General features: G+C 39.3%; 11 protein-coding genes. 2 read left to right on the top strand and 9 right to left on the bottom strand.

Translation table 11 applies throughout. The annotated features are described in order from the left end of the window. Positions 1 to 151: 151 nt before the first annotated feature. The 7 genes from H4J69_RS00520 to H4J69_RS00490 all read right to left on the bottom strand — a co-directional run bounded on the left by H4J69_RS00520 (position 152) and on the right by H4J69_RS00490 (position 14,414). Positions 152 to 1,144, bottom strand: a complete 993-nt coding sequence (locus H4J69_RS00520; protein ID WP_220467852.1) for a glycosyl hydrolase family 17 protein — start codon at positions 1,142 to 1,144, stop codon at positions 152 to 154. Next, entirely contained in the window at positions 1,137 to 2,024 is an 888-nt protein-coding gene (locus tag H4J69_RS00515) for a glycosyl hydrolase family 17 protein (protein ID WP_182214921.1), read from the bottom strand. Before H4J69_RS00515 ends, H4J69_RS00520 begins: the two co-directional genes overlap by 8 nt. Positions 2,025 to 2,117: 93 nt before the next feature. Beyond that, on the bottom strand, positions 2,118 to 5,564 hold the full coding sequence (locus H4J69_RS00510) for a hypothetical protein (RefSeq protein ID WP_182244077.1): 3,447 nt from the start codon (positions 5,562 to 5,564) through the stop codon (positions 2,118 to 2,120). A gap of 99 nt (positions 5,565 to 5,663) precedes the next feature. Beyond that, positions 5,664 to 7,076, bottom strand: coding sequence for a family 16 glycosylhydrolase (locus tag H4J69_RS00505; protein WP_182244076.1), 1,413 nt, complete (start codon positions 7,074 to 7,076; stop codon positions 5,664 to 5,666). Between the two features lie 156 nt (positions 7,077 to 7,232). Further along, a complete protein-coding gene (locus H4J69_RS00500) occupies positions 7,233 to 8,561 on the bottom strand; it encodes a glycoside-pentoside-hexuronide (GPH):cation symporter (RefSeq protein WP_182244075.1) in 1,329 nt (442 codons plus the stop codon). 122 nt (positions 8,562 to 8,683) lie between these two features. Further along, entirely contained in the window at positions 8,684 to 11,668 is a 2,985-nt protein-coding gene (locus tag H4J69_RS00495) for a TonB-dependent receptor (RefSeq protein ID WP_182244074.1), read from the bottom strand. Between the two features lie 76 nt (positions 11,669 to 11,744). Continuing rightward, complete coding sequence (locus H4J69_RS00490) at positions 11,745 to 14,414, bottom strand: glycoside hydrolase family 16 protein (RefSeq protein ID WP_182244073.1); 2,670 nt, start codon at positions 14,412 to 14,414, stop codon at positions 11,745 to 11,747. A gap of 909 nt (positions 14,415 to 15,323) precedes the next feature. Here H4J69_RS00490 and H4J69_RS00485 point away from each other — a divergent pair. Next, positions 15,324 to 17,483, top strand: coding sequence for a putative Ig domain-containing protein (locus H4J69_RS00485; protein ID WP_182221604.1), 2,160 nt, complete (start codon positions 15,324 to 15,326; stop codon positions 17,481 to 17,483). Positions 17,484 to 18,385: 902 nt separating this feature from the next. On the opposite strand, the gene H4J69_RS00480 is transcribed toward H4J69_RS00485, so the two are convergent. Further along, the gene (locus H4J69_RS00480) at positions 18,386 to 19,147 is read right to left on the bottom strand and encodes an ABC transporter permease (protein ID WP_070374125.1); all 762 of its coding nucleotides are present in this window, start codon (positions 19,145 to 19,147) and stop codon (positions 18,386 to 18,388) included. After that, positions 19,144 to 20,070, bottom strand: coding sequence for an ABC transporter ATP-binding protein (locus tag H4J69_RS00475; RefSeq protein WP_182214908.1), 927 nt, complete (start codon positions 20,068 to 20,070; stop codon positions 19,144 to 19,146). Before H4J69_RS00475 ends, H4J69_RS00480 begins: the two co-directional genes overlap by 4 nt. Positions 20,071 to 20,411: 341 nt before the next feature. Between H4J69_RS00475 and H4J69_RS00470 the strand changes: the two genes are divergently transcribed. After that, positions 20,412 to 22,328, top strand: a complete 1,917-nt coding sequence (locus tag H4J69_RS00470; protein WP_182244072.1) for a S9 family peptidase — start codon at positions 20,412 to 20,414, stop codon at positions 22,326 to 22,328. Positions 22,329 to 22,422 lie beyond the last annotated feature (94 nt).

Below are 22,422 nucleotides of genomic sequence, written 5' to 3'. Positions count from 1 at the left end.
AAAGGTTAATGGCTTGGGTGAATAAGGGATTTTCAATCATTTAGTCTTTAATTTGACCAATAAAATAAAACCCAACGACTTTGACCGAGCAATATTTGCTGACAAAATCCTTGGGGTATTACTTTTATTGACAGTTAAACTTTAACGAAAACTAAGCAAAAGCATTGTTTTTGTTAATGTTTATAACCTCGTTTGGATAAATATTTTTCATCACTAACTTAGGCGTACGGTCGACTTTAAAGAGTCCCCAATGTTTTTCAGGTTCTAATTTATCAGGAGATCCTTTCCATGGTTCATCAAAGGCTTCAAAGACAAAGGTCAGTATTTTTTCTTCTGTCGTCCAAGCAAGTAGTTGCTGATAATATTCTGCCTGTAGTACTTCGTTAGCATTCCAAGGCTCTATGCCCCGTCCATTTGATGCCGTTGTCCAACCCGCTTCGGTAATTATCACCGGTTTGTCAGGATAATGATGGGCAACACTGTAATAATTTTGTTTGGTATATTCGAGTGCATCTTCCATCGTTCTGTATTCCCAGGCAGGGTAAGTATGAATGGAAATAAAATCTAGTTCAGCAACCAAGGGCTCAAGTTTGTATGTCCAAGGGACATAGTTTTCACAAAAAGTTACCGGTTGATGAATTTCTTTTTTAATTTGTTTTACATAGTTTACTAAGCTATCGACAGGTACCATATGGTCTGTCCATTCGACACTCGCTTCATTACCGACAGAAACTGAAAATACGATATCATCATACTTTTTGGTAAGTGCGATCATACTATGAATTTCATCACAATTTTTCTGACGATTTGCATTAATAACTTCTTGGCTAAAATCAGCGCCCCAAGGACAGTTAGGGTTACTCATTTCTGCTGCCATATCGACGCCTAGCATTACTTTGAAATGCAGTTTTTCAGTTTTAATAACATCAAGAACAAGTTCGGCGTGTGGTCCACAATCGTAAAGTCGAAGGTAGCTCCAGTTTTTTTTCAAAATAAGTAAGTCTTCTTTAACTTCATTATAACTTGGGTAAAGACCTTCTCTTGGATTTTGCCCGTCACGATAGCCAGAATAACAAATAGCATTTTCATGAACTAATTTCATCGAACTGATTGTTGCTATTTTATCACTGTGTTTTTTAAACATACTTTAATTTCCCGTTTTTATCCCAAAGACCCCAATGCGCGCCAACACCGCCTTCATCTTTAACTTTCCAAACCTCATCAAATGATGAAAAATAGAAGACCGCTATATTTTCTTCTTCTGCCCACTGATAAGTACCTAAAAAGTACTTAATGGCGTTTTCATAAGATGGCACAGCACCCCACTCTGCTGGACCTTCGTTCGGCCAGCCAGTTTCAGTGATAATAACTTTTTTACCCTTGCCAGCTTTAATAGCACGGCGATACATGTCTTTCATGTAAAGAATGGAGTACTCAAGGGCACAGCCTTCCCAAAAAGGATAACAATTCGCTAAGATCAAGTCGCAGGCGTCGGTAACCTTGGGATGTTCTTCAAATTCATAGTAAGCGTCAACATAGCCTACTTCGATACCCGGTAATGCTGCTTTTACACGATTAATGTAAGCGATTAATTGTCCTTCACTTAAGTCTTCACGCAGTAGGACTTCATTGCCAACGGCAACAATATCGGCATAACCTTGTTGTGCAACCGCTATCAGGTTGTTGATTTCTTTCTCATTATTTTCTAAATCATCATCTAGCCACGCACCGACTAAGGTTTTTAAACCTTGCTGCTTTGCTATCTTGGGGATATTTTCATTACCATCAGTACAAGAAAAAGAACGGATCCAGTTAATACTAGGAGAAATAATCGCCATACGTGCCGATATCTGTGCCTCGCTTATCTTAGTGCCAGGCCCTTGCCCTTCGGTATAAGGGCTAAAGGAAATACCATGAATTTTATTATCAAGTACCCCATTAACAGCACTTTGTAAGTCTTCTCTAGAAGAATGACCAAGATTCATTCCAGCCAATGACATATGCTTATTGTATTTACTCGACATGCTCGTCTCCGATAACCATCGTTATATATAATTGACGGGGTATTGATACCCCGCCTTTAATCAAACAACCAAAAAATTTATGCTAAATAATGATTAATAGAATAAATTATCAGTTGATATCGTTAAGGTTAATTGCTGTATTTGACCACTTCTAAGAAACAGTTCAGTGCTCTCTTTAGCAGGTAAACTCAACGCTGAAAATGTGTGCTGTGTACCGTCTTTATAAGTCACCATTAACGAAGGTTCAACTTCATCGTTAAGCTGGTAAACAATTGGAACCTGACACCAAGTAAAGGCGAGTCCCATTGCTGGCACCGTTATTTCTTGCCAATTTTTGTTCACATCTAGGTAGCGAAATGGCTTTGCTTGTTGAATAAATTCACATGATTGCAATAAGCTTGGTTCAAACGAGACAACACCTGCGTTAACGCGCAGACCTAACTCGCCAAAACGTGAAAGTATTTCTTCTTTCACTTGTCCGGTCATACCCGGTTGTTGCGCACCCGAATGTTTAGGGGTATGAGAGTATGGGTCCATTGGAAATGCACCATATTCAAGTGGCGTTTTGTTGAAACCAATACCATCACGAACTCGATAGTATAAACTGGCAATTTGTCGTCTTACCTCGTCACTTTCACCTTGATCAACACAGTTAAAAAAGTTTTCTTCTACCGCTAACATCAGCTTAGAAACCATGTGCCAATAGATACAGCCCAATCCTTCAAAACCAAACATACCACCAGAGCGGCCAGTAAAAGCTTGATGATTAAAGGTTTGCTCATAAAGATCAAAAATCGCTGTTTTATCAGTTGTCAGTGCCTGAGGATATTCTTGACTAAGCTCTGTTAATTTATCTTGTAGAACATTGCTATTAGTAATATCAGCATTGAAGCGATATTGACCATCAATATCTTGCAAAATGATACGTTCATCAGCTTGTTTAAGCATCTGTTGCAGCGAAGTGTTTTCTTGTACCTGCTGGGCATCAACACAATTTTTTTCTAAAAAGCTTGGTAGCTTTCTATCGGGGTAAAGCATAAAACTTTTTTGATCGGGGCGATAAACATCACTCGCAAAAAGCGCTTCGAGTACATCAACCACTTGTTTTGGTTTAAGTGCACCAGAACTTAAGGCAGCAACCTGTCCTTCGAGCATTGGGTACAGATTTTTAACCTTGGAGGTCTTATTTTCTAGGCTCAATAAATTATAAGCGTTATATAATCCGTCGGCGCGTTCATTGGTCTCAATCGTATGTTCAATCGCTTGTAGGGCATCACTTAACATCGCACTGATCTGACTAATCTGCTGATGCGTCTTACCACTAAAACCTTCTTGGCTATAGATAGCTTGACGGTAATGGCTTGCTGCCATGCCTAGTTCTGCAGTACTTTGATAGCGTACCTCAGCAGTTACTGGCTCAGGGGTTAACGTTGAAACTAAATGTGTTAATGCGTTTGCCGTATCAGTCAACCATAAGTTAACTTCAATAGACAACTCAACATCTTGTGTTTCATTAGCAATTAACTCTTGGAAAAAACAAACATAACGACGCAAGTAACATAAGGTCACCATAGATAAACCTTGCCCAACTAAAGCATTGTTTGCATCATTCCACTCGGGTCTTTGGGTATTTAACCAAATGCCGCCATCAACCACTAAATTACCCAATTTAGACAATAAGGGCACTAATAATTTTTCCAACAAGTTAACTTGATAAACATCACCCTTGGCGTCAAGGACCAGTTTGCCATCAGCCCCCATTGTTTTAACACGTTGCTCAATGTTAAGCGCGAGCGACTCATCATAGGTGACGGTGCTTTTAGCATCTTTAACCAAGTCATCAAATGACTTAATGCGATAAGGCACATTGGCATAACTGAAAAGTGTTTGGCGCAGCATCGCAGTCAATTTTTCTGGATGAAATTGCTTCGACAGCTCAAGCATCTTTTGTAAGTAAATTATTTGATGATCACCCCAATAGCCAATATAGCTCCACGGGTCATCAGGTTCTTCTACTTCCCAGTCGATGCCTTCTTTGGTAATTCTATAAGGATTATAACCATCCATCGTCGAAGCATTAACAAACTTGGCAACAACACTTTCAATAAATTGCGGGTAGCTATACGTTAATGCCTCCCAGTTTTGAAAAATATCTCGCCAATTTCCTTGGTAAGTTAACAAACGCTTATTGTTTTCATCCACTAATTTAATAGCGAACTGGTTCCATGGACGACTCGGATCGCCATGACGACGACCAAATGAAATAGGTAAATATTCAGAAGCTAAGCGCTCAAGTTGACTATCGCCAGACGTTTTAATTTCTGTCAGTAATTCCACAAAATCTAACTTTTCCGGCAAGCTGTCTAACAGCGCTTGATTGCGTTGATAAACCTTATGGTTAAATAAATTAATCGTCTTGGTAAAATCATCTGCAGAGATCTGATACTGATCGTCAAAAATACCACCACGCAAGGCATTAAATAAAACATTAGCATAGTGATGCTCGGCAACACTCTCTTCACCCGTTAATTGAAAACCATCAACAGAAGCCATAATACGTGCTAATTCATCAGAGCCATTCGCTATAGAATCGTTGATATTTTCGTCGAGTTTATTTCGTTCGCCTAGCTGACGACGCAAGACAACAGATTGACTTTGAGTCTGCTCAATATTAGCAATAAATTGCCATTTTTTATCACTGTGCGGCTTAAGTTCAAGGGTAGTATTCACTAAATATGCGCCACGAATACCTCGCTTTGTTGTTTCCTGTTCAACCTGTTCGCCACGTCGAAAAGCACTTAACTGCTCAGATGAGAGTAAGATATTAGTGTTATCTAAACCAAGGCAAAAAACCGTATTGGCTTTTAATGACTCACAAGGCTCTGCTCTATCGGTGATGCCCGAAAACAAAGTAAAAAAGGCAAGACCTGAACTTTCATCTAACTCGGTCCACTTATAGGCATCCACTAAATTGCTTGAATTTGTTTGCGTAAAGCGCGGTGTACCTGCAGGTAAAACATTCTGAAAACCATCAATAATTTCAACACTTAAAGGTTTATCTGATAAGTTCTCTAATTCACACTTCCTTACAAAACCATAAGTGTCGCTCGTTGCCCAGGTATAGCGAAAGGCTAACTGCAAATCATTATGAATTTCTTCAAAACACAGTTTATTGCCTAAAACGTTCTTGTATAAGTTTCTGGTGATATTAAAACGAAGTTCATGCTCACGATTAAAGGGTTCCCAATCAACCTTTTCACTACCCGTATTAACACGTAGTAGGGTTTTACACCCTGTATTTAACTCACTTTCATGAATTTTGTCTACGGTAATATAAGGAAATAAAGGCGTCTCTGGCGATACACGCCCCGCGGTTAATCCACCCGTTGATGAAACGAATAGCCAATGGTCACTATTAGAAATAACGCTAACAAAAAAAGGAGCCATCTTATTAACATTGTTAATGGCATAAAAACGTTCGTCAGCGATAGTGACAAATTCACCGGTCACTTGATTGTTGTGGGTATTACATATTTTCATTTTTAATTCCTACCTAAACTCAAGGTACTTTACTGTTCTAAATAATTGAATAAATTGATAGATAAACGTTTAAATTCATCTATTTCTAAAATTTACGGTTTACTGATTTAAGGGTTTAAATATTCTGACAAAGTCAACTTCCATTGATACCGGAAAAATACTGTCATCTATCGGGCCACCTGCTTTGCCCCACATACCGCCAATCGCGAGATTTAAAATAACGTGGTAAGGATGATCGTAAGGCCAAGCGCGCCAGCCGCTAGATTCATTGCTATAAAAGAAATAAGGCACATTATCAAACAATACGGTAATACTCTCTGGCGTCCACTCAACGGAGTAAAGATGAAAGGCTTTTTCAACATCTTGACCTTCGATACTGCCCTTTCGTTGTTCCCAATTCGCCCAATAATAAGCTTTATTATGTACGGTGCCATGAATGGTTTGCATGTCGTAACCAACGTGTTCCATGATGTCTATTTCACCCGAGTTGGGCCAAGCATCACAGGTTGCACTGCCTTGCCAATCTTCATTTTCTTGACAGGTGCTTGAATATTTAAAAGGATCACTAGGCAACATCCAAATAGCTGACCAAGTGCCTTGCCCTGCCGGTAACTTAGCTCGAACGTCGACACGTCCGTAAAGAAAGTCGCCTTTACCTTGTGAGTGAATACGGCCAGAGGTATATTTTGCATCATCTAAATTTTCTTTGTAGGCGGTGATCACTAAATTACCGTCTTTTACATGGACATTTTTGAGGTTATCGGTATAAGTTTGATCTTCACTGTTCACCTTACGAGCAGGCCAAATATCATAACTCCATTTATTTGGATCTGGCTTACCTTGATAATTAAATTCATCACTCCAAACTAATTGCCATTGCTTTGACTCAATTTCTTTTTTACGGACAATTAGGGCACTAAGGATTGGCTGCCCGTTGATCGCTTCAAAGTTTATATCTAGCTGTCCATCGGTCACTTCAACATTATAAACAGCTCGTGCTAAGGCCGAGATATGCTTACCATCTCGAGCAAGCCTGACATTTAAATCGCTAATAACCAGCTTGTCCTCAGCAAAAACATTGAAGACTCGGGCATCCATAGCAGTATCTTCAGGTTCAGCAAATTTAAAAATGATATCGTATTGGCCATTTTCCATGGGTTGCTTGATGCCAATATTACCAAAGCGAAAAGATTGATAAATAAAACTATCTTGTGAGCCTTTGATATTTTCAATCGTACCTATATCACAGGAAGTTATCGATTGATCTGCTTGATAGCTTATACCGTCAACACCAACATATTTACTGCCACCAACATTAATTGCCCAAACTACCGTGTTATTTTTTTCACTATGATCACTTTGCTTGTCGCCCTGATGAACAGAAGATAAATGAGCATCATCGGACTGATAACGTTCATCGTCGCTTATCAGTGCTCGGCCAATAAGTAATACAGGGATCAAGATTAAAACCAAGACCAGCAATGATTTTTTGTTACTTTGTTTATTCTTCATGGTATTGAAGCTCCAAATTCATAACGTTATCTCAGCTACGTAGCGTTATTTATTAGCAATATTAAGAGCAACAATAAGGGAACTAGAATGTATCGCAATCAAAACAAGGCAAGATGGACTAGCCTTGCGGTAAAAACGACACTTATCGCTTAACGACTAAGCCCCGTGAGTCTTTAAGGCTAAATGTATTTGTTCAACTTTTTCTTTGTTAAGCACGTACTTTCGCATGACCCAGGCAACAAGTATTGAACCTAATGCGGGGTAAACAGTGAATGATAGTAAAATCCCCTCTTTAGCCGTTTCTGTTTGTTCAACGTCTGCTTGGTAGCCATAATAAGCCAGTAACCAACCAGCGAAAGCGCCACCAAAAGCGACACCTAATTTGATAAAAAACACCACCGAAGAATAGACCATGCCGGTTATGCGAACACCCGTTTTCCAATGACCATAATCAATGGTGTCAGCCATCTTTGCCCACAACAAAGGGGTTGCCATTTGTAAAAAGAAGCTCCATAAAAAAAACAATGCAAAAGCGGTGTTCACTTGATCTTTGGGGACAAAATAACTGATCACACAGATAAAAGCGGCGATGAGCTGTAAACTAATATAAGCCTTAATCTTGCAGACTCTTTTTGCAAGAGCTTGAGCACAAGCGCAGCCTAAAATGCTACCAATCATGCCCAGCGACATAAATAAAGTAATTTGCGCTTCGAGACCGAGCACATATTTAACATAATATATCGCTAATGTGGCTCTTAATACTTGGCCTGTTAGTAAAAATAAACCAGCCAGCGACAATATTCGCCATTGATCATTTTGCCACAGTGCTTTTAAATCGTCGAAAAAGGATGTTTGCTGATTTTCAGGTACGCACACACGTTCTTTAGTACCACTAAAACATAATAGAAACATCGCCACGCCTAAAAGGCTCATCGCGACCATAGTGAGCTGATACCCTTTGGCTTTATCACCACCACCAAAATACTCAACTAAAGGCAAAGTGCCTGCGGCAACAATTAATCCACCGAGCATCCCTAAAACGAATCGATAAGTTTGCACTGATACGCGTTCAGCAGGCTGCGTCGTTAAAACACCACCTAACGCAGAATATGGGATATTAATTGCGGTATAGACCATCATTAACAAGGTATAGGTAACAAAGGCATATATAACCTTAGCGTTACCCGTCAAGTCTGGCGTAGTAAATGCCATAATAGAAATAATGCCAAACGGCACAGCGAGCCAAAGTAGATAAGGTCGAAATTGTCCAAAACGTGTTCTAGTGCGGTCAGCAAGTGCCCCCATCAGCGGATCAGTTATCGCGTCAAATAAACGCACCACTAAAAACATAGTGCCAACAACAGCTGGCGAAATCCCCACCACATCAGTATAAAAAATCAACAGAAACATCATTACCGTTTGGAAAATAATATTACTGGCGGTATCACCCAAGCCATAAGCAATTTTTTCGCGAATTGTTAACATAAAACGTCTCTTTTGATTATTGACTCGACTAACGAGCTTATACATATAAGGTTATAAAATAAAAAAGGCCTATATCGCAAAACAATATAGGCCTATTAGTTGAAACTCACTAGATTACAGGTTTACTTAAAGCTGTAACGAACACCTACAGTATATCTAGTACCGTATTGTCTAGCGGATAAAAACTGCTCTTCGTAACGACCAAAAGATTGCTCGGTTTCGTTATTAAGATTTAACCCTTCAACAAATACCGTAAAGTTTTCATCAATGTCGTAGTTAATACTCATATCTACTTGACCAAACTCTTTAGCAAATTGTGGTGGCGCATCAGAAGAACCTTGAGCTTGTCCTACACCAATAAGGTATTCGTCACGCCAAGCGTAAGTGACTTTTACTGACAAACCTTCTTTTTCATAGAACAATTGAAAGTTAGCCGAATCACTTAAACCAGTTAGTGGTGTTTGCGGCTCTAAATCAGCAACACTATCAACTTTAGTTATGTCCTCAACATCGAATTTAACATCACCATCAACAAAGGTCGCATTAGCACCGAAACCAAAACCACTCTCGCCAAAAAAATGTTGAACAGCGACTTCTATGCCGTCAACCATCTTGTCATCAGGGGCATTGAATGGACGGGTAATATCCCATTGCATTAATGGATCATCACCTGCTGGTTCAATAAAGCCTTGAGCGTTTAACGTCGCTCCGTTAGCTTGCATTTGTGCAAAAATTTCATCACTGGTTGGCGTGCCACCGAGGTCAGATACCGCTTGATTCCAACGTGGTCCCTGATAAATATCACGCATATCATCAACTGATGTCGTTATTGTTTGGCTACTAATAAAATTCTTTACGTCTTTTCTAAAATAACCAATAGCAGCATAACTGCCTTCTGCGTAATAATATTCTAAAGAAATATCAAGGTTAGTAGACTCATAAGGGTCAAGGTTAGTGTTACCTTCACCACCTATACGAGAGTTAGGACGCGTACTTGCCCCTAATGAACGGCCACCAGCTAAGCTGCCTAAAGGAGCACGAGCTATCGTTTTCCCCCAAGATGCACGGGCAACAAGTTCCTCACTAAGATCAATTTTGGCATCAATCATAGGTAAAAAGACATCATGCTCACCTTCAAGCGATAAAATAGTATTTTCACCTGGTTGATATTGAGTAAGCCACTCACTGCCACCTTTCCACCAAACTTCGGTAGGTATAGGTTGCAAGACATTACTGGTTACATCTGTTTGCTCATATCTAAAACCAACATTTACCTGCACGGGTAATTCAGCAACTTCAAACTCAAATAAAGACGATGCATAAACACTCGTTGTATCTTCATCTACTGAAGATTGTGATTGAACACTACCAGGGCGGTAAGCATCGGTACTAAAAAAGTCGTCGCCTAATACATCACTGTTCAAATAATACGCTGAACGAGCAACCGCTTCATCAAAGTCAAAACTATAATAGTATCCAGCACCCATAGGGTTGTCGCCATTTGAAAATTCATCCAAAAAGCCATCGGTTGTATTGTACTCAAACATTCCATCAGGAAATGCCGCTGAATAATTGGGGTTAAACAAGAAACCACCAATCAGGCCACTCCATGAACGTGAGCCACCCATGGTTTGCTCAGTACGAGCAACACCAAACTTAACTGACTTTAATGACGAGTCATCTGGGTTTTCCCATGAACCATCGATTTGCAGTTGATCAATTTCAGACTTTCCAGGAGTATGCTCAAATTGGCTAAAATGTGAATCTATTTCACTAGGTGCAAGCGTTGTAGAGCCATTTTTCCAGAAGATTGTCCCTTGTGGAATATCACCTTGTCTGAAGTCATAATGTTTATTAACCAATTGATCTGAGCCAAAAACTAATGATCCCGTGCCATTCATGCCTTTATCTTTGCCGTTATCAGCTTTATTTTCTGAGCTATGGTAATCGACTGAAAAAACAAAGTCATCGGACGGTCGCCATTCAACATTAAAACCTAATGAGCTTTCATTTGTTTCAGTTGTATTTCGATTGGCCGTATAAGAGCCATCGTTACCAGACAAATCGGCAAAGATAACCGTACCATTTTCATCTAATTCGTAAGCATCAATGTTGCCGCCAAAATCGTGCCATTGACCCCAACCAATAGAATTAGTCCCTGTTGTTGACTCTCCCATCGTATAATCAAGTGTCATAATCACACTTTCAATAGGCGCATATTGGAAAGTAACATTGGCATTGGTTCTTTCACGCTCAACGTTAGCAATACCATAGTTCATATCACGAGGGAAAAAAGCACCCGCTGCCGCATTTGCATCACGGTTATCAATGACTTTGTCATCATCTAAAGTCGGAAGCTGTGCGTCTGGCTGAAACTGCCAACCTTGAATATTTGCCGATTGTTGTTGAAAGTCACGTTGTTGATGAGAGAACGACAAAGCAAAACCAAAGGTGTCATCAGCAAAAGTATTACTGTATAAGCCTGAAAATTCTGGTGTAACATCATCACCTTCAACATTAGACGAGTCATAAATACCTTTTCCTGAAAGAACAAATTTCTCACCAGGGCTAGCAAAAGGTTTCATGGTAATAATATTCACTGTCGCGCCAAGACCACCACTTGGGTTTTCTGCACGCGCTGTTTTATGTACTTCGATAGCACTAACACCATCAGAAGACAAATTTTCTAAACTGTATGAACGTGAATTACCTGTACCCGGCATTTGACGACCGTTAAGTGTAATTAGGTTAAACTCTGGACCAAAACCGCGCACGGTTATCTGGCTGCCTTCGCCATTTGAACGACTGACCGAAACACCGGTAATACGTTGTAATGACTCGGCTAAGTTAGTGTCTGGAAATTTACCCATATCTTCAGCAGATATGACGTCGACAACGCCAGAAGCGTTTCTTTTTACTGACATAGAGCGAGATAAACTGCTCATGATACCTGTCACTTGAATAACTTCTATCCCAGCGTCTTTTTCACTATTATTGACTTTATCTGTTACTGCTTCTTCGGCATAAAGCTGACTGCTCAAACCGGTTGCTAAAACCGCTGATATACAAACGGCTAGGCGCTTTTTATTAAAAATTGAATGTTTCATGGTTACCCTACTTTCTTAAAATTAGTTTTAATGACGGCGGCTGTTTAAAGCCGCTCAACCTTTGCTAATATCGTGGTTACAGTGCCGTTATCATCACATTGTCAAGACGAAAAACAGCCCCTTCTCCAGTTCCCCAAGCAGGGAAAATCATTAATACATCTATCTGACTAATATCCAAACCCGCATCAAATAATGTTTGCAGTGGGAATGTGTAGGTTTGCCATTCACCCGTAGTCGGTGCTTTTCCTTCTGTGCTGCCTGTTAAAGGAAGCTCTGCAAAAGTTTCGGCTTTATTTGACTCGATTTTAAACATCCAAACACTTGCCGCATCGTTTGGTGGTGTAACAACTTTAACATCAAATTTCACCACACCATTGGCTAAGATACCTGAGGCATCAACAAAAACGCCATCTTCAGCATCAAGCCCAACAACCGTTGGCTGTGAACCAATAACATATTCAGCCGTTACGCCATGAGCGGTATCATCGTTTTCAAGTGTAGGTGTTGTGCCACCACAACAATCCCACATTGACCAACCTGTAGCAGGTGCATCAGCAAATAAAACATCATTGTTAACAGATGTTGCTGTTGGGTCATAAATTTTAACGTTATCTAGACGGTAAATGGCACCTTCGCCAGCACCCCATGCAGGGAATACCATTAAGACATCAATCGCACTGACATCTAAACCAGCATTCGCTAAATCAGATAAGTTAAAAGTATAGGTTTGCCATTGATCTAGAGCCGGTGAAACACCTTCAACAGAGTCAGTTAAGGTAAGTTCTGCAAAAGTAGCATTATTGTCTGCTTCAACTTTGAACATCCAAGCCGCATCACCAGGCATAGCCGTTACTTTCATTTCAAATTGAATTACACCGTTAGAAAGAATTGCAGAGGCATCAAATGGCGCAGGTGAATCTGTGTTATCAGCTCTAGATATAAAGCCCATTACCGTTGGCTCACCGCCGATAGAAAATTCAGCTACGTTACCGTGAGCATCATCGTCTAACTCAACAGTAGGCATAGAACCGCCACAACAATCCCACATTGGCCAGCTTGGATTTTCGTCATCGGTAAAGACCACTAATTCAGGCGCTCCACCAACGTCACCTTCAATCGCGATATTAGTAATTAAATATTCAGCACCTTCGCCTGTTTGCCAAGCTGGGAATATCATCACCACATCAATTGCACTAAGATCTAGACCTGCGTCTTGTAAGACTGATAATGGGAATGTATAAGTTTGCCATTGACCCACAACAGGATCTGCACCTTCATTACTGGTGTTAAGCGCAACATCGCCAGTATTAGGTCCGCCGTCACCGGCTTCGACTTTTAATAACCAAGTAGTCGCAGAAGATGGCGGGGTAACCACTTTCATTTCAAATGACAAAGTACCATTTAAATCAACTAATGGTGATGCATCAAATGGGCTAGACTCGCCAGAAAAATCATCTCCAAAATGTCCGCCTCGCGTTGAAAAACCTAATACGGTGCCATTGTTATCATTAATATTAAATTGAACAGCATCGCCTTTATCGGCATCAGCGATAATTGCAGGTGAAGTACCACCACAACAATCCCAAGCAATCCAGTTAGCATTTAAAGTACCGTTAAAAATATCTAGGTTTTTAGCAACACCATCACTTGGGGGCAATGGAACTGGCGCTTTACCTTCAACAAGACCATCTTCTAAACTATCGTAACCAGGTCTTACTGTTTCACAGCCTTTACCGGTATCAATATTTTGCTGACACTGGTAAACACGTACATAGTCAATTTCAAATTTGTTATCTGCACCAAAAGCTGTGGCATCAACACCTAAGTCATTAACATTTTCAGGCCAAGTGCCACCAACAGCAAAGTTAAGTACTAAATAAAATTCTTTGTCGTAAGGAGCCTTGCTCCAATAGGTTTTTAATTCACCCGATAATTGGTCGTAGTATTCAGTAAACCAACCTCGATGTGCTAAGCCTACTGCTTCATCTTTAGAGTTGTAGCGAATTTTGGATTGTCGCTGTGTTGCATATAAATGGTCATCCATGTACCAGCGAATTTCACCTTCTTGCCACTCAATGGCGTAAGTGTGAAAATCATCAGCTGGGTTAGCGCCACTTGCTAGGCTATAAGCTTGTCCTGATTGAGAATTGTTAGGCCAGCTTTTACCATAATGAAGTGTTCCGTAAACATGGTTTTCTGCGGTACCGTCTTCTCTCGCTACACCTAAGTTAACTGATTCAAAGATATCAATTTCACCCGAACGTGGCCATTCGCCATATTCTTCATCGGTAGGCATCATCCAAAATGCGGGCCAGCTACCTTGTCCTGAAGGCGCTTTTGCACGCATTTCCATACGTCCATATTTAAAATCGGCTTTGTAACGCGTCATCATACGTGCTGATGTGTAAGGTAAAGCGGCGCCCTCGGCTGCGGGTAAGGCTACAATGTTTAATATGCCATCTTGTATATATGAGTTTTCAGCGCTGTCGGTGTAACATTGTTTCTCTTGGTTACCACCACCGTCACAGTTAACTTCATGCGTCCAGTTTTGACTGTTTATTGTGCTTGCATCAAACTCATCATTCCACACCATTTTCCAATCAGAGACAGGTTGTTGTGGATCAATAATATCTGGTTTAGTTTCGGTGGCTGCACCACCACAGCCAGCAAGTCCTAACGTAACCGTTAGCCCTATTAACGCGGCCAAGCCTTGTGTTTTAAATTTAACACTGCTTTTAGTTTTCATGTCTTCTCCCCTAGAGATATCCAAATCAAATATTTATAATCATTTTTATAATGTCTATACGCTACTTTTATCTACAAAGCTCACGTGAATACAAATACAATCGTAAACAAAATACTGTTATTAACTAAATATCTTTTAGCACAACGATTTACTAATTAGCATTTAAATACGGTCAGATGGGATAGTGCAAAGTTGAAATGGACAAAACAGGGTCAAACGACTTTTTTTGATGACCTTTTTGGCTTTTATAATTACCGCTTTACTTGGGTTTTGTATTAAGAGGCTAATACAACTTTAAAGCAAGGTGAGTCATCATCTATATAATATGATAAAGACTAAGCTCAGTGCTCTCTTTACCCATTAGCTTTTTAATAATTAACACCAAAAAACACCCAATTGATAAGTGTTCAACCTTAGTATCTTGCCATCACACTAATAAATACTCCGTATTATATTAAGGGTTAATTGCCCGATAAAATCGCCCATCACGTGTAAAACACCGCTAACAATTAGCGGATAAAAGCTATTATTTATCTCCTTACACCAACAAATCAGTACACTTTAAAGTCAAATCGCTCAATAAAAGCCCGATTACAGTGCAAAATTTAATAAAAACCCACTTGACCATGAAATTAGGGACGACTCACCGTTTCCTGATTGTTTGTATCACTTTTTACTGTAGTTTATTTTTGGCTTTTCTACGATTAATCTCAGTTAAATTTAACTAGAAATGCATCATAAAATAATAAAAGAAGAACAAGTTTGGCTATTTAATTAGCCAAGTGAGTACCTTCAACTAAGCAGCACGGCTGCTATATACAAACCTAAGTATAACGACACAAGCTTGGTTTTATATTGCCAATACTGCAAATAATCAAATGACAATTGAACAGTTTATAGGGGATCTAAATGACTAATATAAAAAATAAAAAAAGCTTCAACAAAAACATAATCGTCCTAAGCCTAGGTTTAGCTTTATCTGCATGTGGGGGAAGTTCAAGCGATGATAAAGTTGCTGACGTTATAGAAGTTAACTCCGCACCAACTATTAGCAGCACAGCGGTCACAACAATTGAATCAGGTTCCACTTATAGCTACTCACTAGTCGCTGCCGATGCCGATGGTGACACTTTAACAATGTCAGCCACAAATTTACCCGCTTGGTTAACGTTTGATAGTGCAACCGGAAGCTTAACGGGTACGCCAGCGGATAGTGATGCCGGAGATACGGCAATTACTTTAACCGTAAGTGATGGCACTGATGAAATCACTCAATCCTTTACTGTTTCAGTCACTGTTCAAGCACAAGCTAACAATGCTGCTGTTATTACAAGTACTGGCGTTACAAGTGCTACTGTTGGTGAGTCATACTCCTACACACTTATGGCAACCGATGCTGACAGCGATACATTGACAATGTCAACAACTGTCCCAGGCGCGCTTTCTTGGTTAACGTTTGATGACAGTACAGGCATATTGTCAGGCACACCGGCATCGGGTGATGTTGCTGCTACAGAAATCACCTTAACAGTGAATGATGGCACTGTAGATACAATGCAAACATTTACCATTACCGTTGCTGACGCTGCAGTTGAAAACACCCGTAATATGATTGCTTTTGAAGGTGCTGCAGAGACCTATGCTTTCAATAATTTTGATGGCGGCATGTCAACTGTGATGGCTAATCCACAAGCAATGGGCATAAATACCAGCAACCAAGTCGTAGAAATGCAAAAATTGGCTGGACAACCTTGGGGAGGCAGTACATTAACCTTGCCTACAGCATTAACCTTGGCTGCGGAAGATAACACCTTCACAATGAAAGTTTGGTCGGCGCGTGCAGTACCTGTGTTATTTAAACTTGAAGGCATTAATAAAGAAATATCAATGGATCATGCAGGCACTGGCTGGGAAAATCTTAGTTACGATTTTGCAGATGATGTAACCGGCGCCTTAGACAGCGTTACGGTAATATTTGATTTAGGCACTATGGGCGACGCAGAAGGAAACGCGGCAGATTGGACCTTTTATTATGACGAAATAACAACACCTGCAACCGCTGAAGAAGAAGTCGTAGGTGGTGGCTCTACAAGTACCACTGATTTTGAAGCTGATCCACAAAGCTACACCTTTAATGATTTTGATGGAGGTGCAGCCGTTGTGCTAGCCAACCCAGATGCAACGGGTATTAATACCAGCGCTCAAGTGGGTCAAATGACAAAATCTGCGGGCCAAACTTGGGGTGGTTCAACAATGACATTGGCTACACCAGCGGCAATTCCAGCTAATAGCATGATTACCATGAAAGTTTGGGCTTCGCGTGCTGTACCCGTTTTAGTTAAATTTGACGATATGGATGCAGAAAGAACAGCAAACCATACTGGTTCAGGATGGGAAGAGTTGAACTTTGATTTTACTGGCGCGACTAGTACAAGTGAAACCAGACTTACCCTAATTTTTGATAATGGCGTGATGGGCGATGCCGCGAGCGATGCCGCTAACTGGACTTTCTACTTTGATGATTTTACCACCCCTGCTGCTGAAGAAGTCTCTGCAGGTAACTTTGTTGCCGTTGGAACTCCATATGACTTTGAAGCCACAGGTTTAGGCAGTGATTTTGTTTGGGCGGTATTTGAAAATGATGATAACCCTGCACTCGAATTTGTTGCTAACCCGGCTTCATCAACAGTGAATGACTCAACAACAGTTGCTATGTTTACCGCTAGAATGGCAGGTCAGCCATGGGCTGGTACTGAAACAACGGCGGCCAATACCACACCATTTACGATGGACGCAACCAATAGCATTGTTAAAATAATGGTTTATAAGTCTGTTATCAGTGATGTGGCATTAAAGTTCTCTGTAGGCGCTGCGGCACAAGCAGAAATCAAGGTACCTAATACTAAAATCAATGAATGGGAAGAGCTTACTTTTGACTTTTCTAGCCGTATTGGTATGGCTGAAACCATTAATATTGACTCGGTGATAGTTTTCCCTGAATTTACTGACGGCAGAGCTGCAGATACCGTAAGCTATTTTGATAATATTACTTTCGGTCATAATGAATAGTGTTGATAAAAAAATAAAACTTAGCTTGTGTTTTAATTAGCTAAGTTTTACATTAATTGTTAGTAAAATAAAAAGGGTTCTGGTTTACATTGCTAAGCCCTTTTATCTCGTTTTAATAGACTTATTTGAATAAGCGGAGAGGTTTTATGAAAATATCAAAAATGTTACTCAAGAGTGAACTCGTGTTGAATATAGGATTTGGCTTAACCGTATTGTTAATTGGCAAAATAACCCTATATTTTATCGCCTAAGAAAAGCACTAAAGGTCGTACATAATGGACAAAGCCTTTAGTAACTTTTAAATAACCCCTTTTAATCCCCGCAAAAAAAATAGAATCTAGCGATGTAAAAATCTTTCAGCGATGATGACTCTTCCCAAAATAAACAGTAAACCCAATATTTTTACCGTCAGCTAAGATATAAAATTCATTACTTTATTAACAGATAACAGCTTAAATATTATTGACTCGTCTTTATCGCCCAATGAATATTAAGTGAAACTATAGCATTTATCAGCAAGTAGTCAGCGTTAGGCATTTAATGAAAGACTGACTTAATCAGTTCGCATTATCTCATCATTAATTTATTTAGTTTTAATTGAAAGTAAACCATCATCCAACACATCTCGTACTACTTAATAATAACTTCTCGACACTATTTATTAATAATAATTAATGTTGAGGAGAGAATAAAGTTATTCGAATAAGTGGAGAGATTTTATGAAAACACTAAAAATGTTACTCAAGAGTGAACTCGTGTTGAATATAGGATTTGGCTTAACCGTATTGTTAATTGGCAAAGTAACCCTATATTTTATCGCCTAAACAAAGCACTAAAGGTCGTACATAATGGACAAAACCTTTAGTAACTTTTGCTTAAATAGCGTAAACAGCCTATCTCTTTTATTGTTTTATCTGATAACCACTTTTAAATATCCAAGTAACCGCTAATAAGCAAAAAGCTAAAAAGCCACTCATCACAAAAAAGCTTGTTAGTAAACTTACGTCAGCCACTTCATAAAAACTCCATCGAAAGCCACTAATCAAATAAAAAACTGGGTTAAATTGCGTTACTGTTTGCCAAAACGGCGGCAGCATACTGACAGAATAAAAAGTGCCCCCTAAGAAAACCAAAGGCGTAATAACAATAAGTGGGATCACTTGTAGTTTCTCAAAATTATCTGCCCAGATGCCAATAATAAAACCAAACAAACTAAAGGTTATAGCGGTCATCACTAAAAAGAACAACATCCAAAATGGATGGGCTATTTCCAGAGGCACAAAGAAATGTGCTGTTGCGAGAATAATCAATGCTAGCAAAATGGATTTTGTCGCTGCCGCACCGACATAACCGAGCAGCACCTCAAAGGAAGATACCGGAGCAGAAAGTAGTTCATAAATAGTGCCGGTAAATTTAGGAAAATAAATACCAAATGAGGCGTTGGAAATACTTTGTGTTAATAACGAGAGCATAATTAACCCAGGTACAATAAAAGCACCGTAGCTCACGCCATCTATTTCAGTAATTCTAGAGCCAATGGCAGAACCAAAAACAACAAAATAAAGTGACGTCGAAATCACTGGAGAAATAATACTTTGAAAAATAGTACGTTTAGTCCTGGCCATTTCAAACTTGTAAATTGCCGCAACAGCATAACGATTCATGTTTTTTCCCTTACTAATGAAACAAATATATCTTCTAACGAACTTTGATCTGTTTTGATATCTTTAAAGGCAATACCCGCTAATGACAATTGCTGAAGTAAAGCAGATATTCCTGTGTGTTCATTGGTGGTGTCGTAACTATAAATTAATTGCATCCCTTCATTTTGTAGCTGTAAATTGAAATCAGTCAATTGCGCAGGCATTTCAATTAACGGTTCTTTTAAATCGAGGATCAATTGCTTTTTACCCAATTGATTCATTAACGCTATTTTATCTTCAACTAAAATGAGCTGGCCGTTTTTGATCACACCAATACGGTCGGCTATTTCCTCAGCCTCTTCAATATAGTGTGTCGTTAAAATAATGGTGACACCGTCGTTGCGTAATTCTCTAACCAGTTGCCACATATCTTTGCGCAGCTCTACATCGACACCTGCGGTTGGTTCATCTAAAAACAAAATAGCAGGTTCATGAGAGAGCGCTTTAGCTATCATCACTCGTCGTTTCATACCACCGGATAACTCAATCATCTTGTTATCTTTTTTATCCCAAAGTGATAATGATTTTAGCGTTTTTTCTATAAAAGCTGGATTCGGTTTTTTGCCGAATAAACCTCGACTAAATGAAACTGTTGTCCATACTGTTTCAAAGGCGTCAGTGGTTAACTCTTGTGGTACTAAGCCAATAAGACTTCGGGTATGTCGGTAACCGGTGACGATATCTTTGCCATCAACGGTGATTTGCCCAGACGTGGCATCAACTATGCCGCAAATAGCACTGATCAGTGTAGTTTTACCTGCGCCGTTTGGTCCTAGCAAGGCAAAGATTTCAGCAGGTTTTATTGATAAGTTAATATTATTAAGTGCTTGAAAACCACCCGCATATACTTTGTTAACATCTGTGATTTTAATAATGGGTTGCAAGGTTATTTCTCATCAGTATTTGAATACTACTAAGGTATACGACATACCCTATTGATGGCTAGGAAAATCAATAAATTAGTTGCCCCGTTTTTGTATTAGCTGTATTCAGGTCTTGTTTGGCATAGCTAATATCAAACGCTTGGTTAGGTGTTACGCTAAAACGGGTTAAATAAAGTGAAATTTATATGAATAAATGTCGCTTGTTAACGTTTATATTTTTACTACTTTGTCATCATTGATTAACGTATCTGTAATCTTTATTTTATGCACTATACTGGTATAGAACAAAAAACAAGCAACTGACTTAGTTTCTTGATCATCGCAACAAAAGGATTTCACCCATGATAAAGTTTCCGCTATTGATTACAATAATTTGCACAGGACTATTACTCTTTGCCTGTTCTAAACCCGTCGAAGAGGTAGCTAAACAAGCCGTTATCGAAGAAAAAAAACCTGTCTTTGAGACCTATAGCGCAGAAGAGTTCTTTAAAACAACCTCAGTCTCTGGCTCATCAATTAATGCTGATGCCAGTGCGGTTTTGATCAGTAATGATAAAACAGGTATTTTTAATGCCTACAAAATGCCACTTGATGGCTCAGCCCCAATACAGTTAACTCAGTCAACAGTTGACTCTGTTTTTGCAGTAAGTTGGTTTCCTAAAGACGACAGAATTCTTTATACCGCAGACAAGGGCGGTGACGAATTAGATCATTTATATGTAAGAGAATTATCAGGCAGCATAAAAGACCTTACCCCAGGTAAAGACTTAAAAGCTTATTTTGTTGGTTGGCATGAAGATAATAAACAGTTTTTTGTTGCCTCTAATGAAAGGGACCCTAAGTTTTTTGATGTATACCGTTATCAAAATGATGATTATTCAAGGGATCTTATTTATCAAAATTCTGCCGGCTATTCAGTCGAAACTATCAGCCCAAATGGTCAGTATATTGCTTTGAGCAAAACGAATAGCAATGCAGACTCCAATTTATATTTAGCCGACTTAAATAAAGCAGACGAGTTAACTGCACTTATAACTGAGCATCAAGGTGATGTTGAACACAGTGCCTACACTTTTACTCGTGATAGTAAGCGGCTGATATATTCAACAGACGAATTTGGCGAATATAAACAGGCTTGGGCTTATGATATAAAAGCAAAAACACAAGCACTAAACTACGCTGCAGATTGGGACGTTAGTTTCACTTACTTCTCTAAAGATGGCCGTTATCAAGTCACTGGTGTTAATGCCGATGCGCAAACTAAAATAGAAATTATCGACCTGAAAATAAAGCAACCGTTAACACTTCCTAAATTGCCCAGTGGCGATTTACGTGGCGTAAACTTTTCAGCTGATGCCAGTTTAGTTATTTTTTATATCAATTCAGATACGTCGCCTTCTAACCTCTATGTTCATCAATTAGGATCAAAGCGTATTAAGCGCTTAACTAACACAGGTAATCCTAATATTATTGAAGAGAACTTAGTTGTTGGCGAAATTGTCCGCTTTAAAAGTTTTGATGGTTTAGAAATTCCTGGGATTTTATATAAACCCAAACAAGCCGCTACACAAAAAGTCCCTGCTTTAGTATGGATACATGGAGGCCCAGGAGGTCAAAGTCGTAAGGGTTATTCCGCTACCATTCAGCATTTGGTCAATAACGGCTACGCTATTTTTAGAATAAATAACCGTGGTTCAAGTGGCTATGGTAAAACCTTCTTTCATTTAGATGATAAGAAGCACGGTGACCATGATTTAAAAGATGTTGTCTATAATAAATATTATTTACAGACTTTAGATTGGGTCGACAAAGATAGAATAGGGGTTATTGGCGGAAGTTACGGTGGCTATTTAACCATGGCCGCAATGGCATTTACCGATGAATTTACTGTCGGTGTCAATATCTTTGGTGTCACTAATTGGGTCAGAACGCTAGAAAGTATTCCACCCTACTGGGAGGCATTTAGACAGTCTCTTTATGATGAGTTAGGAGATCCCAGTACAGATAGAGAACGTTTACGCAGTATTTCTCCAGTATTCTTCGGTGATAAAGTCAAAAGTCCGGTACTTGTTGTACAAGGTAAAAATGACCCTAGAGTATTAAAAATTGAAAGTGATGAAATGGTTGAGTCTATTCGAAGCGGTGGGACTTTCGTTGACTATTTGGTCTTTGACGATGAAGGTCACGGCTTTAGTAAAAAAGCTAATCGCATTGAAGCATCTAATAAGTACTTAAGCTTTTTAAAAACCTACTTATAGTCTGTTAACCTAAAACTCGTATGTAAAGGTAAAGTCTGTTGTAGACTTTACCTTTTTTATAAGATGTTATTGCTAAAAAAAGCTAATACAGCCT

The sequence above is a fragment of the Colwellia sp. BRX10-9 genome (assembly GCF_014077405.1).
GTDB lineage: Bacteria > Pseudomonadota > Gammaproteobacteria > Enterobacterales > Alteromonadaceae > Colwellia_A.
The sequence above is the reverse complement of the archived record's forward strand: the minus strand, read 5'-3'. Positions and strand labels throughout refer to the sequence as shown.

What these genes read in the sequence shown, in the direction of transcription:
- H4J69_RS00470 (WP_182244072.1), top strand. Translation starts at nt 20,412, where the DNA reads ATGATAAAGTTTCCGCTATTGATTACAATAATTTGCACAGGACTATTA.
- H4J69_RS00510 (WP_182244077.1), bottom strand. Translation starts at nt 5,564, where the DNA reads ATGAAAATATGTAATACCCACAACAATCAAGTGACCGGTGAATTTGTC.
- H4J69_RS00520 (WP_220467852.1), bottom strand. Translation starts at nt 1,144, where the DNA reads ATGTTTAAAAAACACAGTGATAAAATAGCAACAATCAGTTCGATGAAA.
- H4J69_RS00515 (WP_182214921.1), bottom strand. Translation starts at nt 2,024, where the DNA reads ATGTCGAGTAAATACAATAAGCATATGTCATTGGCTGGAATGAATCTT.
- H4J69_RS00500 (WP_182244075.1), bottom strand. Translation starts at nt 8,561, where the DNA reads ATGTTAACAATTCGCGAAAAAATTGCTTATGGCTTGGGTGATACCGCC.
- H4J69_RS00485 (WP_182221604.1), top strand. Translation starts at nt 15,324, where the DNA reads ATGACTAATATAAAAAATAAAAAAAGCTTCAACAAAAACATAATCGTC.
- H4J69_RS00495 (WP_182244074.1), bottom strand. Translation starts at nt 11,668, where the DNA reads ATGAAACATTCAATTTTTAATAAAAAGCGCCTAGCCGTTTGTATATCA.
- H4J69_RS00505 (WP_182244076.1), bottom strand. Translation starts at nt 7,076, where the DNA reads ATGAAGAATAAACAAAGTAACAAAAAATCATTGCTGGTCTTGGTTTTA.
- H4J69_RS00480 (WP_070374125.1), bottom strand. Translation starts at nt 19,147, where the DNA reads ATGAATCGTTATGCTGTTGCGGCAATTTACAAGTTTGAAATGGCCAGG.
- H4J69_RS00490 (WP_182244073.1), bottom strand. Translation starts at nt 14,414, where the DNA reads ATGAAAACTAAAAGCAGTGTTAAATTTAAAACACAAGGCTTGGCCGCG.